17 protein-coding genes and 2 riboswitches are annotated in these 22,302 nt (G+C 64.6%); of the genes, 7 read left to right on the forward strand and 10 right to left on the reverse strand.

The genetic code is table 11. From position 1 onward, the window contains the following. Positions 1-95 precede the first annotated feature (95 nt). Positions 96-2,180: a UvrD-helicase domain-containing protein gene (locus LPA34_RS12700; RefSeq protein WP_228978567.1), complete on the reverse strand. Its 2,085-nt coding sequence runs from the start codon at positions 2,178-2,180 to the stop codon at positions 96-98. A gap of 261 nt (positions 2,181-2,441) precedes the next feature. Between LPA34_RS12700 and LPA34_RS12705 the strand changes: the two genes are divergently transcribed. The 7 genes from LPA34_RS12705 to LPA34_RS12735 all read left to right on the forward strand — a co-directional run bounded on the left by LPA34_RS12705 (position 2,442) and on the right by LPA34_RS12735 (position 13,138). Beyond that, positions 2,442-3,503 carry an oxidoreductase gene (locus LPA34_RS12705; RefSeq protein WP_228978568.1) on the forward strand — a complete coding sequence of 354 codons (1,062 nt, stop codon included), beginning with the start codon at positions 2,442-2,444 and terminating at the stop codon, positions 3,501-3,503. A gap of 162 nt (positions 3,504-3,665) precedes the next feature. Beyond that, positions 3,666-3,766: riboswitch (glycine riboswitch) on the forward strand. Between the two features lie 46 nt (positions 3,767-3,812). After that, positions 3,813-3,960, forward strand: a riboswitch (glycine riboswitch). Between the two features lie 79 nt (positions 3,961-4,039). Further along, positions 4,040-5,158, forward strand: coding sequence for a glycine cleavage system aminomethyltransferase GcvT (gene gcvT / locus LPA34_RS12710; RefSeq protein WP_228978569.1), 1,119 nt, complete (start codon positions 4,040-4,042; stop codon positions 5,156-5,158). A 63-nt stretch (positions 5,159-5,221) separates the two neighbouring features. After that, complete coding sequence (gcvH, locus tag LPA34_RS12715; protein ID WP_228978570.1) at positions 5,222-5,602, forward strand: glycine cleavage system protein GcvH; 381 nt, start codon at positions 5,222-5,224, stop codon at positions 5,600-5,602. A 67-nt stretch (positions 5,603-5,669) separates the two neighbouring features. Beyond that, positions 5,670-8,600, forward strand: coding sequence for an aminomethyl-transferring glycine dehydrogenase (gene gcvP, locus LPA34_RS12720; protein WP_228978571.1), 2,931 nt, complete (start codon positions 5,670-5,672; stop codon positions 8,598-8,600). Between the two features lie 115 nt (positions 8,601-8,715). Then, positions 8,716-9,858, forward strand: coding sequence for an alginate lyase family protein (locus tag LPA34_RS12725; protein ID WP_228978573.1), 1,143 nt, complete (start codon positions 8,716-8,718; stop codon positions 9,856-9,858). A 27-nt stretch (positions 9,859-9,885) separates the two neighbouring features. Beyond that, positions 9,886-11,274 carry an L-serine ammonia-lyase gene (locus LPA34_RS12730; RefSeq protein ID WP_228978574.1) on the forward strand — a complete coding sequence of 463 codons (1,389 nt, stop codon included), beginning with the start codon at positions 9,886-9,888 and terminating at the stop codon, positions 11,272-11,274. A gap of 142 nt (positions 11,275-11,416) precedes the next feature. After that, entirely contained in the window at positions 11,417-13,138 is a 1,722-nt protein-coding gene (locus LPA34_RS12735) for a thiamine pyrophosphate-binding protein (protein WP_228978577.1), read from the forward strand. 54 nt (positions 13,139-13,192) lie between these two features. On the opposite strand, the gene LPA34_RS12740 is transcribed toward LPA34_RS12735, so the two are convergent. From LPA34_RS12740 to LPA34_RS12780, 9 genes are all read right to left on the reverse strand, one after another. Beyond that, positions 13,193-13,573: a phosphopantetheine adenylyltransferase gene (locus tag LPA34_RS12740; protein WP_228978579.1), complete on the reverse strand. Its 381-nt coding sequence runs from the start codon at positions 13,571-13,573 to the stop codon at positions 13,193-13,195. Positions 13,574-13,655: 82 nt separating this feature from the next. Then, on the reverse strand, positions 13,656-14,819 hold the full coding sequence (locus LPA34_RS12745) for an acyl-CoA dehydrogenase family protein (RefSeq protein ID WP_228978580.1): 1,164 nt from the start codon (positions 14,817-14,819) through the stop codon (positions 13,656-13,658). 16 nt (positions 14,820-14,835) lie between these two features. Beyond that, positions 14,836-16,140 carry an NAD(P)/FAD-dependent oxidoreductase gene (locus tag LPA34_RS12750; protein ID WP_228978586.1) on the reverse strand — a complete coding sequence of 435 codons (1,305 nt, stop codon included), beginning with the start codon at positions 16,138-16,140 and terminating at the stop codon, positions 14,836-14,838. Positions 16,141-16,172: 32 nt separating this feature from the next. After that, positions 16,173-17,210: a DUF2156 domain-containing protein gene (locus LPA34_RS12755; RefSeq protein ID WP_228978588.1), complete on the reverse strand. Its 1,038-nt coding sequence runs from the start codon at positions 17,208-17,210 to the stop codon at positions 16,173-16,175. Further along, positions 17,200-17,676, reverse strand: a complete 477-nt coding sequence (locus LPA34_RS12760; protein WP_228978589.1) for a hypothetical protein — start codon at positions 17,674-17,676, stop codon at positions 17,200-17,202. Before LPA34_RS12760 ends, LPA34_RS12755 begins: the two co-directional genes overlap by 11 nt. Before the next feature lie 11 nt (positions 17,677-17,687). After that, complete coding sequence (locus LPA34_RS12765; RefSeq protein ID WP_228978592.1) at positions 17,688-18,491, reverse strand: glutathione S-transferase family protein; 804 nt, start codon at positions 18,489-18,491, stop codon at positions 17,688-17,690. A 21-nt stretch (positions 18,492-18,512) separates the two neighbouring features. Continuing rightward, entirely contained in the window at positions 18,513-19,157 is a 645-nt protein-coding gene (locus LPA34_RS12770) for a methyltransferase family protein (protein WP_228978594.1), read from the reverse strand. 13 nt (positions 19,158-19,170) lie between these two features. Then, positions 19,171-20,409 (reverse strand): cytochrome P450, encoded by a 1,239-nt coding sequence (locus LPA34_RS12775; protein WP_228978595.1) that lies wholly within the window; start codon positions 20,407-20,409, stop codon positions 19,171-19,173. Between the two features lie 40 nt (positions 20,410-20,449). Then, on the reverse strand, positions 20,450-22,279 hold the full coding sequence (locus LPA34_RS12780) for a fatty acyl-AMP ligase (protein WP_228978598.1): 1,830 nt from the start codon (positions 22,277-22,279) through the stop codon (positions 20,450-20,452). Positions 22,280-22,302 lie beyond the last annotated feature (23 nt).

The raw sequence follows: 22,302 nt of genomic DNA on the forward strand, positions 1-22,302 counted from the left end.
CCTGCGACCGCATCGCGCGTCGCAGGGATTTTTTTTTCGCCCGTTTCGTCCGTTTTGTCCGCTGCAAAACCCCTGAACCGCGCAAAAAACGAACCTCAGGGCTTCTGCAACAACGCCTTGAGACTGGCGAGCCGGTCTTTCGGCGACATCGGCGCTTCTTCGGGCGTGGGCGGCGGGCCTTCGTCGAGCGCCATCTCGGGGATGAATCGCGACGGCTCGCACACCACCGTTTCCCGCGCGCGCTTGCGCTTCTTGCACCAGTTCAGATGCAGGCTGCGCTGTGCGCGCGTGATCGCGACATACATCAACCGGCGCTCTTCCTCGATACGGCCTTCGTCGACGGGACCGTCGTCGGAGCCGCCACGGTGCGGCATGATGCCCTCCTCGACGCCCACCAGAAACACATGCGGATATTCGAGCCCTTTCGATGCATGTACCGTCGAGAGACGCACGGCGTCCGGGTCTTCTTCCTTGCCTTCGAGCATCGACATCAGCGCCACCGTCTGGATCAGGCCCAGCAGGTTCTTGCCGGTGTCGGCGAGGCCGTCGGCGTTATCGAAACCGGTCGCCTCGCTGCCCGCTTCGGGCTCGGGCTTCGTGCCCTTACGCTTCAACCACTCCAGAAACTCCAGCACGTTCTGCCATTTCGACTGCGCCTGGCGCTCGTCGAACGCGTCGTACAGATACGCTTCGTAATGGATCGCGTCCATCAGGTCGTCGAGGACGGTCGTCGCGGCGTCGGTATCGGCGCGGTCCGTCAAACGCTGCATGAAATCGCAGAATGTCCGCAGCGGCTCGACCTGACGCGCCGACAGCCGCGCCTCGATGCCGCCCATATACACGGCCTCGAACAGCGACACCTTCGCCTGTCCGGCGAACGAGCCGAGCGCCTCCAACGTCGTATTGCCGACGCCGCGCCGCGGCGTGGTGATCGCGCGGATGAACGCGGGATCGTCGTCGGCGTTGGCGATGAGGCGCAGATAGGCGCAGATGTCCTTGATCTCGGCCTTGTCGAAAAACGACTGGCCGCCCGACAGCACGTACGGAATCCGCTCGCGCCGTAGCACCTGCTCGAAGATGCGCGCCTGGAAGTTGCCGCGATACAGGATCGCGTAGTCGCGAAACTGCGCGCGCCGCTCGAACTTGTGCGCGGACAGCCGGAACACGACCGACTCGGCCTCGTGCTCTTCGTCGTTGCACGGCGTGACACTAATCGTGTCGCCCATGCCGTGCTCGGACCACAGCGTCTTCTCGAAGAGCTTCGGATTGTTCGCGATCACGTTGTTCGCGGCGGTCAGGATGCGCACCGTCGACCGGTAATTCTGCTCGAGCTTGACTACATGCAGCTTCGGGAAATCCTTGCCGAGCTGCGCGAGATTCTCCAGCGTCGCGCCGCGCCAGCCGTAGATCGCCTGATCGTCGTCGCCCACCGCGGTGAACGCGGCGCGCGGGCCGGCCAGCTGCTTCAGCAGCTCGTACTGGCACGCGTTGGTGTCCTGATACTCGTCGATCAGCAGATAGCGCAGCTTGTTCTGCCAGCGGTCGCGCACCTGCTCGTTCCGCGCGAAGAGTTCGGCGGGCAAACGGATCAGGTCGTCGAAATCGACGGCCTGATACGCGTGCAGCGTCGCGACGTAATTGCGATAGACGATCGCGGCCTGATGCTCGTCTTCGTTCGAGGCGAGCGTCATCGCCTCTTCGGGCATGATCAGACCGTTTTTCCACAGCGAAATGATCGACTGGATCTTGCGGATCAAACCCTTGTCCGTCGAGCCGACCTGCTCCTGGACCATGCCGAAACAGTCGTCGGAATCCATGATCGAAAACTGCGGCTTCAGGCCGACGTGTTCGGCCTCCTGACGCAGAATCTGCACGCCGAGCGAGTGGAACGTACACACGGTCAGCTGGTTGACGGGCACCTTGCGGCCTTCCTTGCCGGGCGTGGTCAGCGTTTTGCCCTCGAGCAGCTTGCCGATGCGCTCGCGCATTTCCGCGGCGGCCTTGTTGGTGAACGTGAGGGCGGCGATATGGCGCGGCTCGAACCCCTTGGCCTCGATCAGGTGCGCGATTTTCTGGGTGATCACGCGCGTCTTGCCGCTGCCCGCGCCGGCGAGCACGAGACATGGACCATCGAGATAGCGCACCGCTTCGTTCTGGGCGGAGTTCAGGCCTGCGGACATCGTTGACTGGAAGGTAGTGCGGTTGAGAGCGAGTGGATGAAGACCCGCCCGGAGGCACGCGGCCTGGCGGAGTACCGGATGCGTGTGAGCGCTTGCCAGGCCACGCTTTCCCGGCTCGGGCCGCCAGCACGAGACCCGCGATGTTAACACGGATGAAAGCCCCGCTGACGCCATGCGGGAGAACGCTAACACCGGCCGCCGTGTCACAATTACAGCGTTGCGCGCCGCCCCCGCCGCGCGCCGCTCCTGCAGGAAATTCGCATGTCTTCGTCACTGAAAACAGGGTTGATGGGCTACGGTTTTGCCGGCGCCACGTTCCATGCGCCCGTGATCGACAACTGCGGCCGCGCAAGCGTCGCGGCGATCGCGACGAGCCAGCCCGCCAAAGCACTCGCCGACTATCCGGACGCGTCGGTCGTGCCGGACCTCGACGCGCTGCTCGCGCTCCCCGATATCGAGTGCGTCGTCATCGCGACGCCGAACGACACCCACTTCGATCTCGCGAAGCGCGTGCTCGAAGCAGGCAAACACGTGGTCGTCGACAAGCCGGTCACGCTCTCCGCCGCCGACGCCCGCACGCTCGCCGACCTCGCCCGCCAGAAGAAGCTCGTGTTCGCACCCTTTCACAACCGCCGCTGGGACGGCGATTTCTTGACGGTGCGCGATCTGGTCGCGAGCGGCGAGCTGGGCCGCATCACGCATTTCGAATCGCACTTCGACCGCTTCCGGCCGCTCGTCAAGCCACGCTGGCGTGAGGAAGCGGCGCGCGGCGGCGGCCTGCTGTTCGATCTCGGGCCGCATCTGATCGACCAGGCGCTGGTGCTGTTCGGCGTGCCGTCGACAATCATGGCCACGGTCGGCATTCATCGCGACGAAGGCACGGCGCCGGATTATGTCCACCTGCAATTCGGCTATCCGGACAAGGAAATCGTGCTGCACGCCACGGCGCTCGCGGCCATCGCGCCGCCGCGCTTCGCGATTCACGGCACGCGCGGCAGCTACGTGAAGTTCGGCCTCGATACGCAGGAAGACCAGCTGAAAGCCGGTCTGCATCCGGGCGACGTCGAATTCGGCGGCGGCAATGAACCTGGCGTTCTGCGCGAACTGGATGGCGAGCTTGAAGTAGAGCGCCCACTGCCGACACGCGACGGCGAATACGCGAACTTCTACCGGTCGCTTGCAGCCACGATCCACGACGGCCAGGCGTTCCCGATCTGTCCCGAAGAAGCGGTCGACGTCATGACCATCATCGAACTGGCGAACCAGAGCGCGCGCGAAGGCCGTCGCCTGCCGTTCCAGCGCATCGGCGCGCGCACCGCCTGACAGCGTCGAAAGAGAGCAAATCGCCAGAAACCAGCCGGCCGGCCTGTCATCGGGCGACGCCGGCCACAGCCAGGATTTCTGGTGCGCAAACCCGGCTCACGCAGCGTCGGCGCGGGCCGCGCCGTCTCAATTTGACAAGGTAGAGGGGCTCGCGTACATTCGCCGCACGCGTCGGGAGAGCGTGCTGGCCGCTGGACATCGCAGGCCGCGCCGCCGAAGGGGCACACCCGCAAACTCTCAGGCAAAAGGACCGACTGCGTCGAAGAACCCGTTTCGTCAGATCAATCTCTGATCGTCGCAAACGGACGTTTTTCGCACTCTGGAGAGCGGCAGTAGCCATCGTTGCGATTCCATCGCGCGACCGGCAGGCTGCCCACCGAAGGGGCGCGCGTTCACCGTGACAGATTCACTGATCCGGTAGCGCAATCTCTCAGGTATCGAGGACAGAGGGGTCATGCATCCGGTCGATCGCAGGCACACGGCCGCGAGCGACCGGATGCATGGCCTTTCCTGATTCGCGAGACGCCCGAGGCCCCATGACCGAACTCAAACACACCCCGCTCCACGCGACGCATCGCGCGCTCAACGCCCGCATGGTCGACTTTGGCGGCTGGGACATGCCCGTCAACTACGGCTCGCAGATTGACGAACACCACGCCGTGCGCACCGATGCCGGCATGTTCGACGTCTCGCACATGTGCGTCGTCGATTTCACCGGCGACAAGGTTCGCCCCTTCTTCGAATTCGCACTGGCGAACAACGTCGCCAAACTGCAAACGCCCGGTCGCGCGCTTTACTCGTGCCTGCTGAATCCCGAAGGCGGCGTGATCGACGACCTGATCGTGTACTACTTCAGCGAGGATCATTTCCGCGTCGTCGTGAACGCCGGCACCGCCGACAAGGACATCGCCTGGTTCAACCGGCTGAACGCGGAACGCGGCGCCGGCCTGAAAATCGCGCCGCGCCGCGACTACGCGATCGTCGCCGTACAGGGCCCGAACGCACGCGAAAAGGTCTGGCAAACCGTGCCAGCCGCCCGCCCCGCCACTGAAGCGCTGAAACCGTTCAACGCCGCGCGCGTCGCGGATACGCCGTTTGGCGAACTGACCGTCGCGCGCACCGGCTATACGGGCGAAGACGGCTTCGAAATCATCGTCCCGGCCACGCACGTCGACGCGCTGTGGAAAGCGTTGCAGGCACAGGGCGTGCGCCCCTGCGGTCTGGGCGCGCGCGACACGCTGCGCCTCGAGGCGGGCATGAACCTGTACGGCCAGGATATGGACGACGGCGTCTCGCCGCTCGACGCCGGCCTCGCATGGACGGTCGATCTCGTGAATGCGCGCGACTTTGTCGGGCGCGCGAAACTGGAGGCGCACGGCTCGCGCTCGGCGTTCGTCGGCCTGATCCTGCAGAAGGAAAACGGCAAGGCGGGCGGCGTGCTGCGCGCGCACCAGACGGTGGTCACGCCCCACGGCGACGGCGAAATCACAAGCGGCACGTTTTCGCCGACGATGCAGGAATCGATCGCCTTTGCGCGCGTGCCGAAGGGCGTGCAGCCGGGCGACGTCGTCCATGTGCGGATTCGCGACAAAGCGCTGCCCGCAAGCGTGGTAAAACTGCCGTTCGTGCGCAATGGCAAGGTGCTCGCCGCCTGAGCCACGCGCGCGTCCATTCTTCAAGCCCAATCCAGCCAGCAAATAACGCAACAGGAGCATCCGATGAGCATCCCGGCCGATCTGAAATACACCGAATCGCACGAATGGGTCCGCACCGAAGCCGACGGCACGCTGACGGTCGGCATCACCGATCACGCGCAGGAAGCGCTCGGCGATATCGTTTTTCTCGAACTGCCGGAAGCCGGCCGCACGGTGACGGCCGGCGACGCCGTCGCGGTGATCGAATCCGTGAAGGCGGCTTCGGACATCTACGCGCCGGTTTCGGGCGAGATCGTCGAATCGAACACGGCGCTCGCCGACACGCCGGATTCCGTCAACAGCGCGCCGTATGACAGCTGGCTCTTCAAGGTCAAACCCGCCGCCGGCGCCGCGACCGACCGTCTGATCGACGCCGACGCGTATTCGAAGTCCATCGGCGAGTAATTTTTCAACACGTCAGGTGCGGCGCCTGGCACATCAAGCCGGCGCGCCGCACTGCCAGGAACACCTCATGAAGCTCGAACACCCGGATCGTCTGATGAACCGCACCCCTCTCTCGCTCGCCGCGCTCGAAGTGCATGACGCCTTCGCCGAACGGCACATCGGCCCGGATTCCGCCGATCAGCAGGCGATGCTCGAAGCCCTCGGCTTCGCGTCGCGCGCCGCGCTGATGGACGCCGTGATTCCGAAGACGATCCGCCGCGGCGAAACGCTGCCGCTCGGCCCCTTCGCCCAGCCGAAGAGCGAAGCCGAAGCGCTCGCCGCGCTGCGCGAACTCGCGGACAAGAACCAGGTGTTCCGCTCCTACATCGGTCAGGGCTACTACAACGCCCATACGCCGGCGGTCATCCTGCGTAACGTGCTGGAAAATCCGGCGTGGTACACGGCGTACACGCCGTATCAGCCGGAGATTTCGCAGGGGCGTCTCGAAGCCCTACTGAACTTCCAGCAGATGGTGATCGACCTGACCGGCCTGTCGATCTCCAACGCATCGCTGCTCGACGAAGCCACCGCCGCCGCCGAAGCGATGACGCTGCTGCAACGCGTCGGCCAGCCGAAGTCGAACGTGTTCTACATCGCCGACGACGTCCTGCCGCAAACCATCGAAGTCGTGCAGACCCGCGCGAAGCCGGTCGGCATCGAAGTGAAGGTGGGCCCGGCGGCCGATGCCGCCGGCGCCAACGCGTTCGGCGTGCTGCTGCAATACCCGGGCGTGAACGGCGACGTGCGCGATTACCGCGCGCTGGCCGACGCCATCCACGCGGCGGGCGGCCATGTGGTGGTCGCCGCCGACCTGCTCGCGCTGACCGTCCTGACGCCGCCGGGCGAATGGGGCGCGGACGTGGCCGTCGGCAACACGCAGCGCTTTGGCGTGCCGGTCGGCTTCGGCGGCCCGCACGCGGCGTATCTCGCCGTGCGCGACGAGTTCAAGCGCCAGATGCCGGGGCGCCTCGTCGGCGTGACCGTCGATGCGCAGGGCAATCCGGCGCTGCGTCTCGCGCTGCAAACCCGCGAGCAGCATATCCGCCGCGAGAAGGCCACGTCGAACGTGTGTACCGCGCAGGCCCTGCTCGCGATCATGGCGAGCATGTACGCGGTCTATCACGGCCCGCAGGGTCTGAAGACGATCGCGCTGCGCGTGAACCGCATCGCCGCGCTGCTCGCCGAAGGCGCGAAGCAGCTCGGCTACACGCCCGTCAACGACACGTTCTTCGACACGCTCACGTTCGAAACCGGCGCGCGCACGCAGGCGCTGCACGACGCAGCGACGGCGAAGGGCATCAACCTGCGCCGCGTGAGCGAAACACGCGTCGGCGTTTCGGTCGACGAAACCACGAAACGCGGCGATCTCGTCGATCTGCTGGCAGCGTTCGCGCAGGCGGCGTTCGTGAACGACGTGCCGCAGGTCGACGCGCTGGACGCGGCACTGGGTGCGGCGGATTCGTTCCCGGCATCGCTGGAACGCACGAGCGCATACCTCACGCATCACGTGTTCAACCGTCACCATTCGGAGACGGAAATGCTGCGCTATCTGCGCAGCCTGTCGGACAAGGACCTCGCGCTCGACCGCTCGATGATCCCGCTCGGCTCGTGCACGATGAAGCTGAACGCGACGTCGGAAATGCTGCCGGTCACGTGGCCGGAATTCGGCCAGATCCATCCGTTCGCGCCGGCCGAGCAAACCGTCGGCTACCGCGAAATGATCGATCAGCTCGAACAGATGCTGGTCGCGGCGACCGGCTACGCGGCCGTTTCGCTGCAACCGAACGCAGGCTCGCAGGGCGAATATGCGGGCTTGCTGATCATCCACGCGTACCACGCGTCGCGCGGCGAAGGCCATCGCAACGTCTGTCTGATTCCGGCTTCGGCGCACGGCACGAACCCGGCCTCGGCGCAGATGGCCGGCATGCAGGTCGTCGTCGTCGCGTGCGATGCGCAGGGCAACGTCGATATCGAAGACCTGAAGAAAAAAGCCGCGCAGCACGCCGACAAGCTCGCCGCGATCATGATCACGTATCCGTCGACGCACGGCGTGTTCGAAGCCAATGTGCGCGAAATCTGCGAGATCGTGCACGCGCACGGCGGCCAGGTGTATGTGGACGGCGCGAACATGAACGCGATGGTCGGTCTCACGGCGCCGGGCCAGTTCGGCGGCGACGTCTCGCACCTGAACCTGCACAAGACGTTCTGCATTCCGCACGGCGGCGGCGGACCGGGCGTCGGCCCGGTCGCGGTCGGCGCGCATCTGGCGAAATTCCTGCCGAACCAGACGTCGTCGGGCTATGAGCGCGACGCGAGCGGTATCGGCGCTGTGTCGGCCGCACCGTATGGCTCCGCTTCGATCCTGCCAATCTCGTGGATGTACATCGCGATGATGGGCGCGAAGAACCTCACCGCCGCCAGCGAAGTCGCGATCCTCAACGCGAACTACGTCGCGAACCGGCTCGCGCCGCACTACCCGGTGCTGTATTCGGGCCCGGGCGGACTCGTCGCGCATGAATGCATTCTGGATTTGCGACCGATCAAGGATTCGAGCGGCATCAGCGTCGACGACGTCGCCAAGCGTCTGATGGACTACGGTTTCCACGCGCCGACAATGAGTTTCCCGGTCCCGGGCACGCTGATGGTCGAGCCGACGGAATCGGAGTCGAAGGAAGAACTCGATCGCTTCATCGAAGCGATGATCGCGATCCGCGACGAAATCCGCGCCGTCGAGGAAGGCCGCGCCGATCGCGAGGACAATCCGTTGAAGCACGCGCCGCATACCGCGCAGGTCGTCGTCACCGACGACTGGAAGCATGCGTATGCACGTGAGACAGCCGCGTATCCGCTCAAGTCGCTGATCGCGCAGAAGTACTGGCCGCCGGTTGGCCGCGCGGACAACGTCTATGGCGACCGCAACCTGTTCTGCTCGTGCGTGCCGGTGGCGGACTACGAGTAATACCTGCCGCGTCATGGGAAACCGCGCGTCGCCGTTTCACGGCGCGCGGTTCTGTTGTTCGGGACCGGGAACGGCTAACATCACACACCGAATCAGCCTGACCAGGGAGTTTCGCATGGCGCGAAAGGTGCGATTGATGCAGGGCCGGATAAAAGCAACACAAGCACGTTCATGGCAGTCCGCCGGCACATCGCTGGCGACGCTGCTTCTCACCTGCGGTGCACTCATGCTGAGCGAGCGGCAAGCTCATGCGGCGATGAATTTCTGCGCCGCACCCGCGCTGCAAACCAGCGAGCGCACCAACGCCGATCCTGGTGTGAAGGCGCTGGTCGGCAACGTGCTGCTACATCTGAACGACCCGCCCCACGCGCTCGCGAAACTGCATACCGAAGGCACGTTGCCGCACCAGGGCATCTACGACCAGAGCGTGGAAGCCGAAAAGGATCTCGACCTGCTGCGCGACGCCGCGCTCGCCTGGCGTGCCACCAGCGACGAACGGTATCTGAAGCTCGTCGACCGTCTGCTGTACGCGTGGGTGACAACCTACCAGCCAACTTTCAATCCGGTCGACGAAACACACTTCGACGGCCTGATCCTCGCGTACGACATGACCGCCAGCGCGCTGCCCGTGAAGACGCGCAACGCCGCGATGGCGTTCCTCACGAAGCTCGCGAACGGCTACATCGGACAGATCGACGCGCAGCCGCGTCCGCTCAAGGGTTCGTTCCGGAACAACTGGCAAAGCCACCGGGTCAAATTGATAGCGATGGCGGCGTTCACGCTCGACAATCGCAAGATGATCAACGCGGCGCAGCGTCTGTATATCGAGCACATCGGCGACAACATCGCGCCCGACGGTTCGACCGTCGATTTCGCCGAACGCGATGCACTGCATTACGTCACGTACGATCTGCAACCGCTCGTCACCGCCGCGCTTGCCGCGCGCCGCCACAACCGCAACTGGCTGCCGGAGAAAGCAGCGAACGGCGCGTCGCTCAATGCCGCGCTCGACTGGCTGAAGCCCTACGCGACCGGTGCGAAAACGCACGAAGAATTCGTGCATACGGACGTGCCGTTCGACGTGAAACGTCGTGAGGCCGGCCTGCCCGGCTACTCGGGCCAATGGGACCCGAAGAACGCAACCGAACTGTTTCACCTCGCCGCGCGACTCGATGGCCGGTTCACGCCGGTCGCGCTGCAACTGGCACCGACGCCGCCCGCGTGGCTCGCCGTGTGCCTGCCGCTCGCGGCACGCTAACACGATCTTTATTTGCAGGGAGCAGTAATGGCAGTCAGTGTGTTCGACCTCTTCAAGATTGGCATCGGTCCTTCCAGTTCGCATACGGTCGGTCCGATGCGCGCGGCGTTGATGTTCGCCCAGGGTCTTGACCGCGACGGGCTGCTGGAGGCCACGGCATCCGTGAAGGTCGATCTGTACGGCTCGCTCGGCGCGACGGGCAAAGGCCACGGTACGGATCGCGGCGTGATGCTCGGCCTCCTCGGCGATGCACCCGACACGGTCAATCCGGACACCATCGCTGAACGTCTCGAAGCGGTGCGCGAGCAGCGCACGCTATCGCTGCTCGGCAAGCACGCAATTCCGTTCGTTCTGAAAGACCACATCTCGTTCTACCGTCAGGCGCTCTCCGAACATCCGAACGGCATGAAATTCCACGCGTTCGATGCACAAGGCGCGACGCTGCGCGAATCGACGTATCTGTCGGTGGGCGGCGGTTTCGTCGTGACGGCCGGCGCGCCGAATACGAAAGTGCTGAGCGCGGTCGAGCAACTGCCGCATCCGTTTCGCTCCGGCGACGAGTTGCTTGCGATGTGCGCCTCGACGGGCAAGTCGATCGCGCAACTGATGTGGGAAAACGAACGCGTGTGGCATACCGAAGCGGAAACGCGCGACGGTCTGCTGAAGATCTGGGCGGTGATGCAATCGTCCGTCGCGCGCGGCTGCGGCATTGGCAATCCCGACGCGGACGGCACGTTGCCTGGTCCGTTCCATGTGAAGCGACGCGCGCCGCAGCTGTATCGCACGCTGTCGGGCAATCCGGAACTGGCGCTGCGCGATCCGTTGTCGATGGTCGACTGGATCAATCTGTACGCGATCGCCGTGAACGAGGAAAACGCCGCGGGCGGGCGCGTCGTCACGGCGCCGACCAACGGCGCGGCGGGCATCATTCCGGCTGTGCTGCATTACTACACGCGCTTCATGCCCGGCTCGAACGAACAGGGTGTGGTCGATTTCCTGATGACGGCTGCCGCGATCGGCATCCTGTACAAACTGAACGCGTCGATTTCGGGCGCGGAAGTGGGCTGCCAGGGCGAAGTGGGCGTCGCATGCTCGATGGCGGCCGGCGCGCTCGCGGCCGTGATGGGCGGCACACCGCTTCAGGTCGAAAATGCCGCCGAAATCGGCATGGAACACAATCTCGGCCTCACGTGCGATCCGGTCGGCGGCATGGTGCAGATTCCGTGCATCGAACGCAATGCGATGGCTTCGGTGAAAGCGGTCAACGCCGCGCGCATGGCGCTGCGCGGCGACGGCAGCCACTACGTGTCGCTCGATTCCGTCATCAAGACGATGCGCGAAACCGGCGCCGATATGAAAACCAAATATAAGGAAACGTCGCGTGGCGGTCTCGCGGTGAATATCGTCGAGTGCTGAGGCGAGTCGTTTTAATAAAAAGGCCGCGCGCGCATCGTGTTGATGCAGCGCGCAGCCGCCAACCGTGACACCGGCCAGCGCCGCGCGCCTGAACAGCCCGGCGGTTTCTGGCCCGAATGAACTGACTGGAGGGTTTCTCGCAATGTCGTTGCCGAACGTTTCTGCTGCTACTGATTCCGCGGGCTCCGCCACCACCGGTGCGCGTCTTGTTGTCGATGCGTTGCTGACGCACGGCGTCGAACGCGTGTTCTGCGTGCCGGGCGAAAGCTTTCTTGCGATTCTCGATTCGTTGCACGACGAGACCCGCAGTATCCAGACGATCGTCTGCCGCCACGAGGCAGCGGCCGCCAACATGGCTGAAGCCGTCGGCAAACTGACCGGCCGGCCGGGTGTCGCGCTCGTCACGCGCGGCCCGGGCGCGACGCACGCGTCGATCGGCGTGCACACCGCGTTTCAGGACTCGACGCCGATGATCCTGCTGATCGGCCAGTGCGCGCGCGAGCATCTCGACCGTGAGGCTTTCCAGGAGATCGACTACCGTCGCATGTTCGGCCAGATGGCCAAATGGGTCGCGCAGATCGACGACGCCCGCCGCATTCCCGAATACCTGAGCCACGCGTTTCATATCGCGACGTCCGGCCGTCCGGGGCCCGTCGTGCTGTCGCTGCCTGAAGACGTGCTGAGCGACGCGTGCCCGGTCGTGCCGGGCGCGCCGAAATATCAGCGCGTGGCGGCATCGCCGTCGAACGCGCAGATCGATCAGCTGCGCGCGCTGCTTGAACGCGCGGAGCGGCCGATGGTGATCGCGGGCGGCAGCGGCTGGACACCGCAGGCGTGCGCGGACTTCCGCCGCTTCGTCGAAACCTGGCAGTTGCCGGTCGGCCTCGCGTTCCGCTATCAGGACACGCTCGACAACGAGCATCCGAACTACGCGGGCGACGTCGGTCTCGGCGTCAATCCGGCGCTGGCCGCGCGCATTCGCGACGCCGACCTGCTGCTCGCGATCGGCCCGCGCCTCGGCGAAGCGACGACGAACGGCTACACGCTGCTCGACATCCCGAAGACAAAGCAGACGCTCGTCCACGTTCATCAAGGCGCCGAGGAACTCGGGCGGGTCTATGCGGCCGATCTGCCGATCGTCTCGGGCATGCCGGAACTCGTCGCGCTGCTCGCGGAACTGACGCCGTCATCCACGCCCCGCTGGGCCGGATCGGCGCAAGCCGCGCATGCGGCGTATCTCGACTGGCGCAAGCCGCGCACGATTCCCGGCGACGTACAGATGGGCGAAATCATGCAGCAGCTGCGCGCCCATCTGCCCGACGACGCGATTCTCACGAACGGGGCCGGCAACTATGCGACGTGGCTGCACCGGCATTTCCCGTACCGTCATTTCCGCTCGCAGCTCGCGCCGACCAGCGGCGCGATGGGCTACGGCGTGCCGGCGGCGATTGCAGCGAAATCGATGTATCGGGATCGCGCGGTCGTCGCGCTCGCGGGCGACGGCTGCTTCATGATGGCCGCGTCGGAACTCGCGACGGCGATGCAGTACGACCTGCACGTGATTTTCATCGTCGTGAACAACAGCCACTTCGGCACGATCCGGATGCACCAGGAAAAGAACTATCCGAACCGCGTGCACGGCACCGGCCTGACGAATCCGGATTTCGTCGCGTTCGCCCGTTCGTTCGGTGCGCACGGTGAACTCGTCGAGCGGACGGAAGATTTTCTGCCGGCGCTTGAACGTGCGCAGGCGGCGAAGCGCCCCGCGCTCATCGAAATCCGCATGCCGCAGGAAGCGAGCACGCCCGGCGCGACGCTGGAGCAGATTCGCGAGCAGGGAAGGAAACTGCGCGGCGAGGTGTAGCAGGCGCCGGATGCCACGAGATCCGCGACCGCAAGACGACAGGCGGTCGGAAAATCAGGCGGCGTGCGCCTGCCAGCACCGCGCGCCCGCGCCGATCACCAGCGCAACTGTCGCAAGCACGTCGATCAGCACGACGCGCCACAGTTGCGCGGTGAGGTGTCCGGTCGAGCACGCCAGATACAGAAAGGCGCCGACGCTGACGAGGCCCGCGATATAACCCAGCGGCTGCAATCGGGCGTCGAACGCGGCATAGATCAGGAACGCGCCGAGCAATCCAAACAGCACCGCGCGGTGACGCATCAGGACCGTGAGACTGGGTTCATCGAGTGCGATGCCATAAAGACTGGCAAGGCTACGAACACCCGACACGCCCGAGACCGGCAACAGATGAATGATGCCGACGATGATCAGCGGCGCGGCGATCAGATATTTCATGTTTTTCCCGCTTTCCCTGGTTATGTTATGAGACGGCTGCGGGGCCACTGGCCTGCGCCGCGCCCCCGCATATGGCATGTCGCTAGTCCCGTGAACCAGACGCTCCAGACAAAGCGTCGACCTCGGCGGCCGAATCCAGCCACGCGGCGATCATCGGCTGCGCCGCCTTGCGACCGACCGGATGGAACGCGAGGCATCGGCTTGCGGCAAGCAACGTCATGATTTCGCCGTCGCGGATGTAGGCAAGACCGCCTGCCAGCTCCGCCGCGTGCATCGCACATCGCTCGAGGGCTCGCTGAACACCGAAGCGGATCATCAGCACACGGGCAAGCAATGCCTCGTCGGGCGGGCAGGTCTGCATCAGGTGAATGGCACCATCCAGCGCCGCCTGGGCGCATTCCAGTTCACCGGCAAGCAGCACCCGCTCCGACTCCTCGACACGACGATCCGTCACCACCCGGGCGGCCATTGCGCTTACTACGCCCAGGTAACTCGCCGACGCGACGATCTCGAACCAGCACAGCCCCATCGCTTCCGCGACCGCGACGATCCCGGCGGTTTCCGTGTCGCCTTCAGATGCGAGCAGCACCTGTTCGGCCGGAACCCTGACGTTGTCGAAACGCAGTTCCTCGTTATCCGCGGCGGCGAGCAGCGGGACATTCCAGAATTTGTGCCGCGTGACGCCCGGCGCGCTCGACGGCAGAATCGCCATCCCGGTGCGCTTGCTGCCGTCGGCCCCCTGCACCGCGACGCCGACCGTGATGATGTCCATGCTGTTCGCCATCGTGCAGGGCTTCTTGCTGCCGGTGATCCGGAAACCGTCGCCGTCCGGCACCATGAAGACGGTCGAATCCAGGATACCCGCGCCACGCCGTCCTTCGGCGAACGCGGACGCAACCAGCAGATTGTCGTGTGCGACATCGTGCAGCATCCGCGCGCATGACGGCACGTGGTCGGCCAGCGCACCGCACACGCTGACCGTGAAGTTATGCATCGTCAGCATGAGGGCCATCGATGGCGCAAGGGCGCCGATCGCCCGCTGCATGCGAATGCCGTCGTACGGCGAAATCGCCGCGCCGCCCAGCGATGCCGATACCCACAGTCGCGGCAGGCGGTACTGGCGGATCAATGCCTTGATCTCCCGCGGGTCCTTCGATTCCATCGCGAGCAGACCGTGCCCGGTGAGTTCGGCTTCAAGTCCCGGCGCGTATTGCTCCAGGATGACACGTGAATCCTGCAAGAACATGAGTGGTTACCTCTTTTCAGATAGTGATTTGGCTCGAATGACGAAGCCATCCGAGATACAGCGGAAGAACCGTGCGAACGACCGCACGCGGCAGGCCGGTGGCGCGCGGGCACGCCCAGGGAACGGACGGGATAGCGGTGTGGCCCGCCATTGCATGTGCGAGATCGCGGCCGGCCGCGACGGCGAGCGCAACGCCGTGTCCGTTCCACGCGCCGACATGCCAGAACCGGCGCCCGGCATCGAGCGCTTTAACGATGGGCCACTCATTCAGCGTGCAGCCGAGCAGACCGTGCCAGACGGCATCGGCCGTAATCGGACGCAGCGACGGAAAGAAAAGCGGCAACTGCCCAGGAAGGTCCGGCGCGCTCCGCGCGTGCAGGTCGAGATCGACCTTTTCGTCGCGCGCGTAGCGATAACCGCCACCGATCAGCAAGCGGCCATCAGCGAGAGGTCGCAGAAAGTTGAACATCGGACGCGCGTCGTACAGACCCTGCCCCTGACGCCAGCCGATAACATCACGCTCGACGGCAGAGAGCGGACGCGTCACCGCGGCGAACGCCGCGACGGGTAGAACGGCCCGTCGAAACCCGCCCAGACCACCGATACCGCCGATGCCTCCATCGACAGCGAACACGACCCGTGAAGCGTTGATCGAGCCGGCGCGAACATGCAGCGTGCCGGTGTCACGCGCAAAACGCGAAACCCGTGTGTTCTCAAAAATACGTACGCCCCGTTCAAGCGCAGCGCGCTTCAGGCCGATGCACAGCCGGCCGGGATTCAGCAACCGGGCCGGAAATGCGATCGCGTTGCATATCCGTCGCGAATCCGGCAGCGACGCGCGGATCGCATCCGCGCCGAGCAACGGCACGTCGAAGCCGAGCGCGCGATAAATTGCGGCGCGTCTTTCGAGTGCGACAGCATCGACGTCACGGAGGGCCACCTGCCACTGGCCGGCCGCGTGCATATCGCAGTCGATGGCGCAGGTGTTCACCAGACTGGCCGTCAACTCCACGGCGTCGAGCGAATACGCGTAGGCCGCGTGCGCGAAATCAGGCCCGAGCGATCGCACCTGACGCTCGATCGCCGGACCGATCCGCGGCGCGCATTGGCCGGAGTTCAGCCCGCTCGCGCCGTACCCGATACGGCCGGCCTCGAGCAGCACGACGTCGAGCCTCGGCTCGACCATCTTGAGATGGAGCGCAGTCGAAAGCCCGGTCAGGCCACCGCCCACGATGACGACTTCGCAGGTTATGTCGCCGGCTGGCGCGGGCGCGGCTTCGTCAAGTGGAAAGGGAAGCCACACAGTGGAGGGTGCGTCCACCCGACGCTCATGAAACGGCGCGACGGAAGCCACTAGATCGCCCTCGTCAAGCGGAGGAATTGCCACAATCCGCTGGCGGTCGCGCCGTTCTGAAACGCGATGTACTCGGGCTGGATGAGATCCGGCGCCCATTTGAGCTTGTATTGCAGTTGCGCTTCTGCGGGATAGATGAAGCTGCCGTGCCGCGCCAGCTTCCGGAACGTCCACGCCGTCGCGCGACTGTGCGCGCCCGCGATTTCGTGTTCGTCGGCAAGCGATGTGAGCGGCGTAAAGCCAAAATTGAGCATCCCTGCGCCTTCCGCCTTAAAGCGCTCGATTGCCGTGATGTTGATCAGCTCCATCACGCCCGTCGTCGCATCGGGTTTTCGGCGCGTGAGGTCGTGCATCCAGCCCGTATGCCGGCCGAAGCTCGCCGTGTAGAGCACGTATGCCACCGTCTCATCGTTCTGCATCGCCACGAACAGACGCCTGACCGAGCGGTCGAGGCGGTCGAGCGCACCCACTTCGCCGATGAGAAAGGCCAGCTCCTTCGCGCCCTTGTCCTTGATCCATTCGCGGTCGATCGCGGCGATCGCCTCCTTGATGTGCGGAGTCACCGGCACATCGGCGCCGAGTTCGAGCACGCTGACGTGACTGCGGCGCGCCCGCGATATCTTGTTGCGCAGCTTGATGAACGGCGTGCCTGAAATCCTGAAGCGATCAAGACTCACGCTGTACGACGCGCCGATCTGGTTGACCCGAAAGCCGCGACTCGCGAACAGGACCGCGTCGTCGCGGAACATCTGGACTGCGACAACCTTGCGTCGCTCGCGGCGCGCCCAGTCGAGAAACCGGTCGAGCAACGCGGCGCGCTGCCCGGGCGCAGCCGTGATGCCGGCTACCATCACCAGATGATGGCGGCCTGCCGGCCGGTACGCGATCAGCCCGTCGATATCGGGTGCACGAAACCGCAACGTCTCCTGATTGACTGCCAGCAACGCCGACGGGTGGTCCGCATGACGTCGCAGCACATCGACTGGATCGTTCGATGGAGGGGCGTCAAGCACTTCAGCGGGTGCGTCATGCTGCATCCGGACCTCCTCGCCTCGTCGCGGATGCATTGACGTAGCTCGTCCTGAAATGCGCGAACGCGGGATGAACGGCCGGCTCGAAGCTCACGCCGAAGGGCTTCAGGAAATTGCCGAACAGCGCGCGGTCGCCGCACAGGTGGACCGGTATGGCGAGCAGCGCCCATTCGGGCTGGACCAGCCATGCCCACAGCACCGCTACCAGCAGTCCCGAGACCGCGCAGTGCGTGCTGTTGTACAGCACATAGAACATGCGGCGAATACGTCTGCCATGCGCGTGCCGGTGCGCGAACGCGCCAGGCAGGTAGCCGATGACATCGATATAAGCGAACAGAAGCACGAATGCCCACCAGCGGATCTGCGTCAGATGAGCGACAAGCAGCCCGACACAGATCGCAAGCGCCACCAGGTTCTCCAGCCGCAGCAGCCGGTATGTCACGGGCGTTTCAAAGAGGTTCTGCTGGTCCATGGCATCCCCCTTCAGCCGGCCTGCCGCATGAGCTGTTCGAGCTTCGGGTGCGCCGCCACCACAAGCTTCGTCATGAGCGCTTGCAGTTCAGGATCGAGATATCGTACAAACGACGGCTGCATGGACGGTCTTGTCAGCATTCGCATGTACCAGGAACGCAGATTCGGATGCGCCTCGAAGGTCATCAGACCGCCGAGACCCACGTGCTCCGCGCGCATCACATAGGGCAATGCGGCGAGATCGGCAAGACTGCAGGCCGGGCCGGCGAGCCACGCATGGGTGTCCGCGAGTTGCGCTTCCATACGCATGAAGAATGCGCGATGCCGTTCGATGCAGTCCTTCAGTTCCGGCGCATCGAGACCGTGCTCGAGCACGCTACGGCGCCACGCGCGCACCGATTCGTCAGGGATCGCCTGAAGCAATGCGCTGACAGCCTCGGGATGCTGCTGCAACAACAGCGGACGCGCCAGCACGGCCCACGTCACGATGCCCGACGCGTGGTGCAGTTCACGGTCGATCCAGTGGTTCCATTGCCGCGCCGCATAACGATGCGCTGGCGCGACTGGCATCAGCGGGTATTGCGGGAACGCTTCGTCGAGGTACTCGCAGATGAACCACGATTCGGTCAACGCAAGCCCGTTGTGTTCGAGCACCGGCACTTCCGCCCGCCCGTTCAGACGACGAAAGGCTTCGCTGCAATGCTCACCGGCAAGGAGATCCACGATACGGTCGCTCCATTCGAGCTGCTTCTCGGCGAGTGCGAGCCGGACCTTCTGCGATGCAACGGAAAACGGTGAATGATGAAGAGTGAACATAGAGGTCGTTTATTCCCAGAGTTACCAGACGAGCGGAACCAGTCGCTTCACGCGACTGCAATAGGTGATGTACTGCGCGCCAAACGTCTGCAGCATCAAACCTTCTTCATAGCGGATGCGTCGCACGAAAGCGGCCAGTAGCAGCACACCGGCCAGCGCGGCGGCGACCGGCGCATGCATGGCGAGCAGCATGCCGGTGTAGAGGAACCAGGCACCCGTGTAGCTCGGGTGACGCATCAGGCGATACGGACCGCTCGAAATCACCTGCTGGCCTGACTGCACGCGCACGTGCCAGGTAAAGAAGCGCCCGAGCTCCGCGACAGCCCATGCGCGCAGTAGCGCGCCGGCGATGGCAGCCGCGAACGCGACGACGGCAAGCGTGTCCCAGGCCATGCTTCCCGGGTAGCGCCACACGAGACATTCGACCACGCCGCCCAGCATCACCAGATACACCGTCCATACGAGCTGCCTTGCCGTACCTCGATCTTCGGGCGGTGCGTCGCGATCGAGCGGGCTGTAGGCAGGCTGCGTCAGTGAGGCGAGCAACCCCGCCCCCACCATCGCCCAAAGCTTCGACGAAGCGAGCGCGGCGGGCTGAAGAACCGCGGCAGGCACGAGAAAAACAAGCGTCACCGCGACGAGTCCAGTCATGAATTTGCGAATCATGTGAGGCCCCTCGTCATGCGGTAGCAGGCAGTGACTGCAACCCGCGAAACACCACGGTGCCAGGCAACCAGCGCGGATTGTCGATCTCCGGTTTGAGATCCGGCAGGCGCTCGAAAATCGTTTGCAGCGCGACTTCGGTTTCGACCTGGCCGAGTTGCGCGCCGAGGCAGTAGTGCGGGCCGCCGCCGAACGAAAGCGGGTAGCTGCTTCTGCGCGAAATGTCGAAACGGTCGGCGTCCGCCCAGGCCGCCGAATCGCGGTTCGCCGACGCCAGGATGCAGAGGATCGTTTCGCCAGCCTTGATCGGGGCACCCGCGACCTCGATGTCTTCGCGTGCCTGGCGCGGCGTCATCTGCACGGCCGAGTCGTAGCGGACCATCTCGGTGACCGCGTCGGGCAGCAGCGTCATGTCGCTTTTCAGCGCGCGTAGCTGGTCGGGGTGCCGGTACAGTGCAAGTAGCCCGTTGCCGATCGTGTTCACCGTCGTCTCCTGGCCACCGACGAAGATCATCTGCAGGTTGTCGATCGTCTCGGCGCGCGTTATCCGGCCGTCCGCCTCGGCCGCAATGAGCTGCGACGTCAGATCGTCACCAGGCTCGCGCCGGCGCAATTCGACCAGCCATTGAAAATACTCGTGAGCTTCGTTGACAGCCTTGTTCTGTTCGAACAGTTCCAGGGGACTCAACGGTGCGGGTTCGAGCGCGCGCGAACCGTTGGCACTGCGCTGGCTGAACTTCGGCCAGTCCTGTTCCGGGATACCGATCAGGTGGCAGATCACCGCGCTCGGCAAGGGAAAAGCAAGATCCAGCATGACGTCGAACGCGGTCTTTTTGAGTGCCGCGTCGACCAGACCGTTCATCACTGACCGCATGAACGGACGCATCGCCTCGATCCGCTTGTGGGAGAAACTACGTGCGACCGCGTTGCGCACGCGCAGGTGATCGTCGCCGTCTTTCATCACCATCATGTTGCGGGCCGATGCGTACACCGGCTGCTCGACGATGCCTGGACCGAGCCGCTTCGACATGTTCTCGAAGTAGAAGTACCCGCGTCCGAAATGCGCATCCTTCAGCATGAACGAGACTTCGCTGTGCCGGCTGGCAACCCATACGCCATGGGGCGAGCGATACATCGGTGCATGCTCGCGCAGCTGCGCATAGACGTGATAGGGATCCCGCACGTGCAGGGGATGAGGAATGAGCGGATCGAATGCGGGGGCAAAAGCGGCCGTGTCCGGTGAAAGCGCTGACATGAAATTCTCCTGAGAAAGAGGCGAATGGGGACGAACGGGTTCAGACGGGAAGCGGCGTTTCATGGCGTGCGTCGCGGGCAGTGCCCGTATCCACGAAACGCGGGTTCGTCCATTGCGCGACGACCTGAAGACGATCTTCGAGGAACTGCTCGCGGCAGGGACGGCGCGACAGCTTGCCGCTCGTTGTCTTGGGAATGCTGCCGTTGGCGATCAGAACGATCGCGTAGGGCTGGATGCCGTGATGCCGGTAGATGGCGTCTCGCATGCAGGCGGCGATCTCGTCGACGCGAAGCTCGTCGCGCCGGTTGATTTCCTGCGCGAACACAAGATGATCCTCATTGCCGACGGCGATGCAAAACGCGATGCCGCACCCCGGACGCATCGCCTCGTGGCACTGGTCGACGGTACGTTCGATGTCGTGCGGATAGTGATTGACGCCACGAATGATGATCAGGTCCTTGAGACGGCCACTGACATACAGTTCGCCATCACGCATGAAGCCGAGGTCGCCCGTCTTCAGATAGGCGCCCGCGCGGTTGTGCAGAGGAGCATCGAATACCGCGGCAGTCGCGGACGGGCGCTCCCAATACCCCGCTGTCACTGACGGCCCCGCGACCCAGATTTCGCCGACGCATCCGTCGGCACGCTCGAGTGCCGTGTCCGGATCGACGATGCGCACGTCGAGACCGGTTGCCGGCCTGCCGCAGCTGACCAGTTCGCGCACCAACGTGTTGAGCGAGGTGCTCTCCTGCGCGATGGCCCGCGCCTCGTTCGCATAGGCCATGCTGTCGATCGACAGCGTACGGGGCGGTTCGTCGCGCCGCTTGCCGGTCACGAAGAGCGTGGTCTCCGCCATGCCATAACAGGGATAGAAGGCACCGCGCCGGAATCCGCGCGGCCCGAAGCGTTCGGCGAAACGGTTCAACGTGTCGGCCCGCACCGGCTCCGCACCGGAATACGCCAGCTCCCAGCTCGACAGGTCCAGCATCCCGAGCGCTTCGTCGGTGACCTTGTCGACACACAGCTCGTAAGCAAAATTGGGCGCGCCGCTGATGGTGCAACGTCGCTTCGACAGTTCGCTGAGCCATCGCTCAGGGCGGCGCAGAAAAGCGGCCGGCGCCATGAAGCTGACCGGCACGCCCGCGCAGAATGTCGCGAGCATCGAACCGATCAGTCCCATGTCGTGATACGGCGGCAGCCACGTCAGAACGCGATCGTCGGGCCTGAACTGCATATGCAGCGCGATCAGGTAGACGTTGTGCAGCAGATTGCCGTGCGTGACCTTGACGCCTTTCGGCGTGCCTGTCGAACCCGACGTGTATTGCAGAATCGCGATCTGTTCGCGGCCTGCATGCGGATCGCGCCATGCGTCTTCGAGAGATCCGATCGCGAGATCGGTATCGGTCGCGAACCAGCGCAGCCGGGCGAGCGGTCCGGCCCCATCGTCCAGCTGGGTGAGCGTTGCGGCAGTCGTCAGTGCGGCGCTCGCGCCGCAATCGCGTGCGACGGCGGCAAGCCGGTCGCGCAGACGCGGGTTCAGCGGCGGGTACGCGGGCACACCGATCATGCCGGCATACAGGCAGCCGAACAGCGCGCACAGGTAGTCGAGCCCCGCCGGGTAAAGCAGCAGTACGCGGTCACCCGGTTTGCCCGAGGTTTGCAGTAGCGCGGCAATCTGCCTCGCTCGCTGATCGAAGCGCAAACAGGTGATCGACTGATCCTCAGGCTGCGAGCCCGAATAGTCGATGTAGGTAAACGGCTGCCCAGCCGGATTGGCATGCGCGTGGCCGCGCGCGACTTCGACGAGGCTCGAACTGCCGTACGGCGCGGCCGGAACCAGAAGCTGAAGCGGTTGGTTCGATGCGGTCATGGGGATCTCCTTGAAACGGATAT

Origin of the sequence: Paraburkholderia gardini (assembly GCF_907164575.1) — a bacterium.
GTDB lineage: Bacteria > Pseudomonadota > Gammaproteobacteria > Burkholderiales > Burkholderiaceae > Paraburkholderia > Paraburkholderia gardini.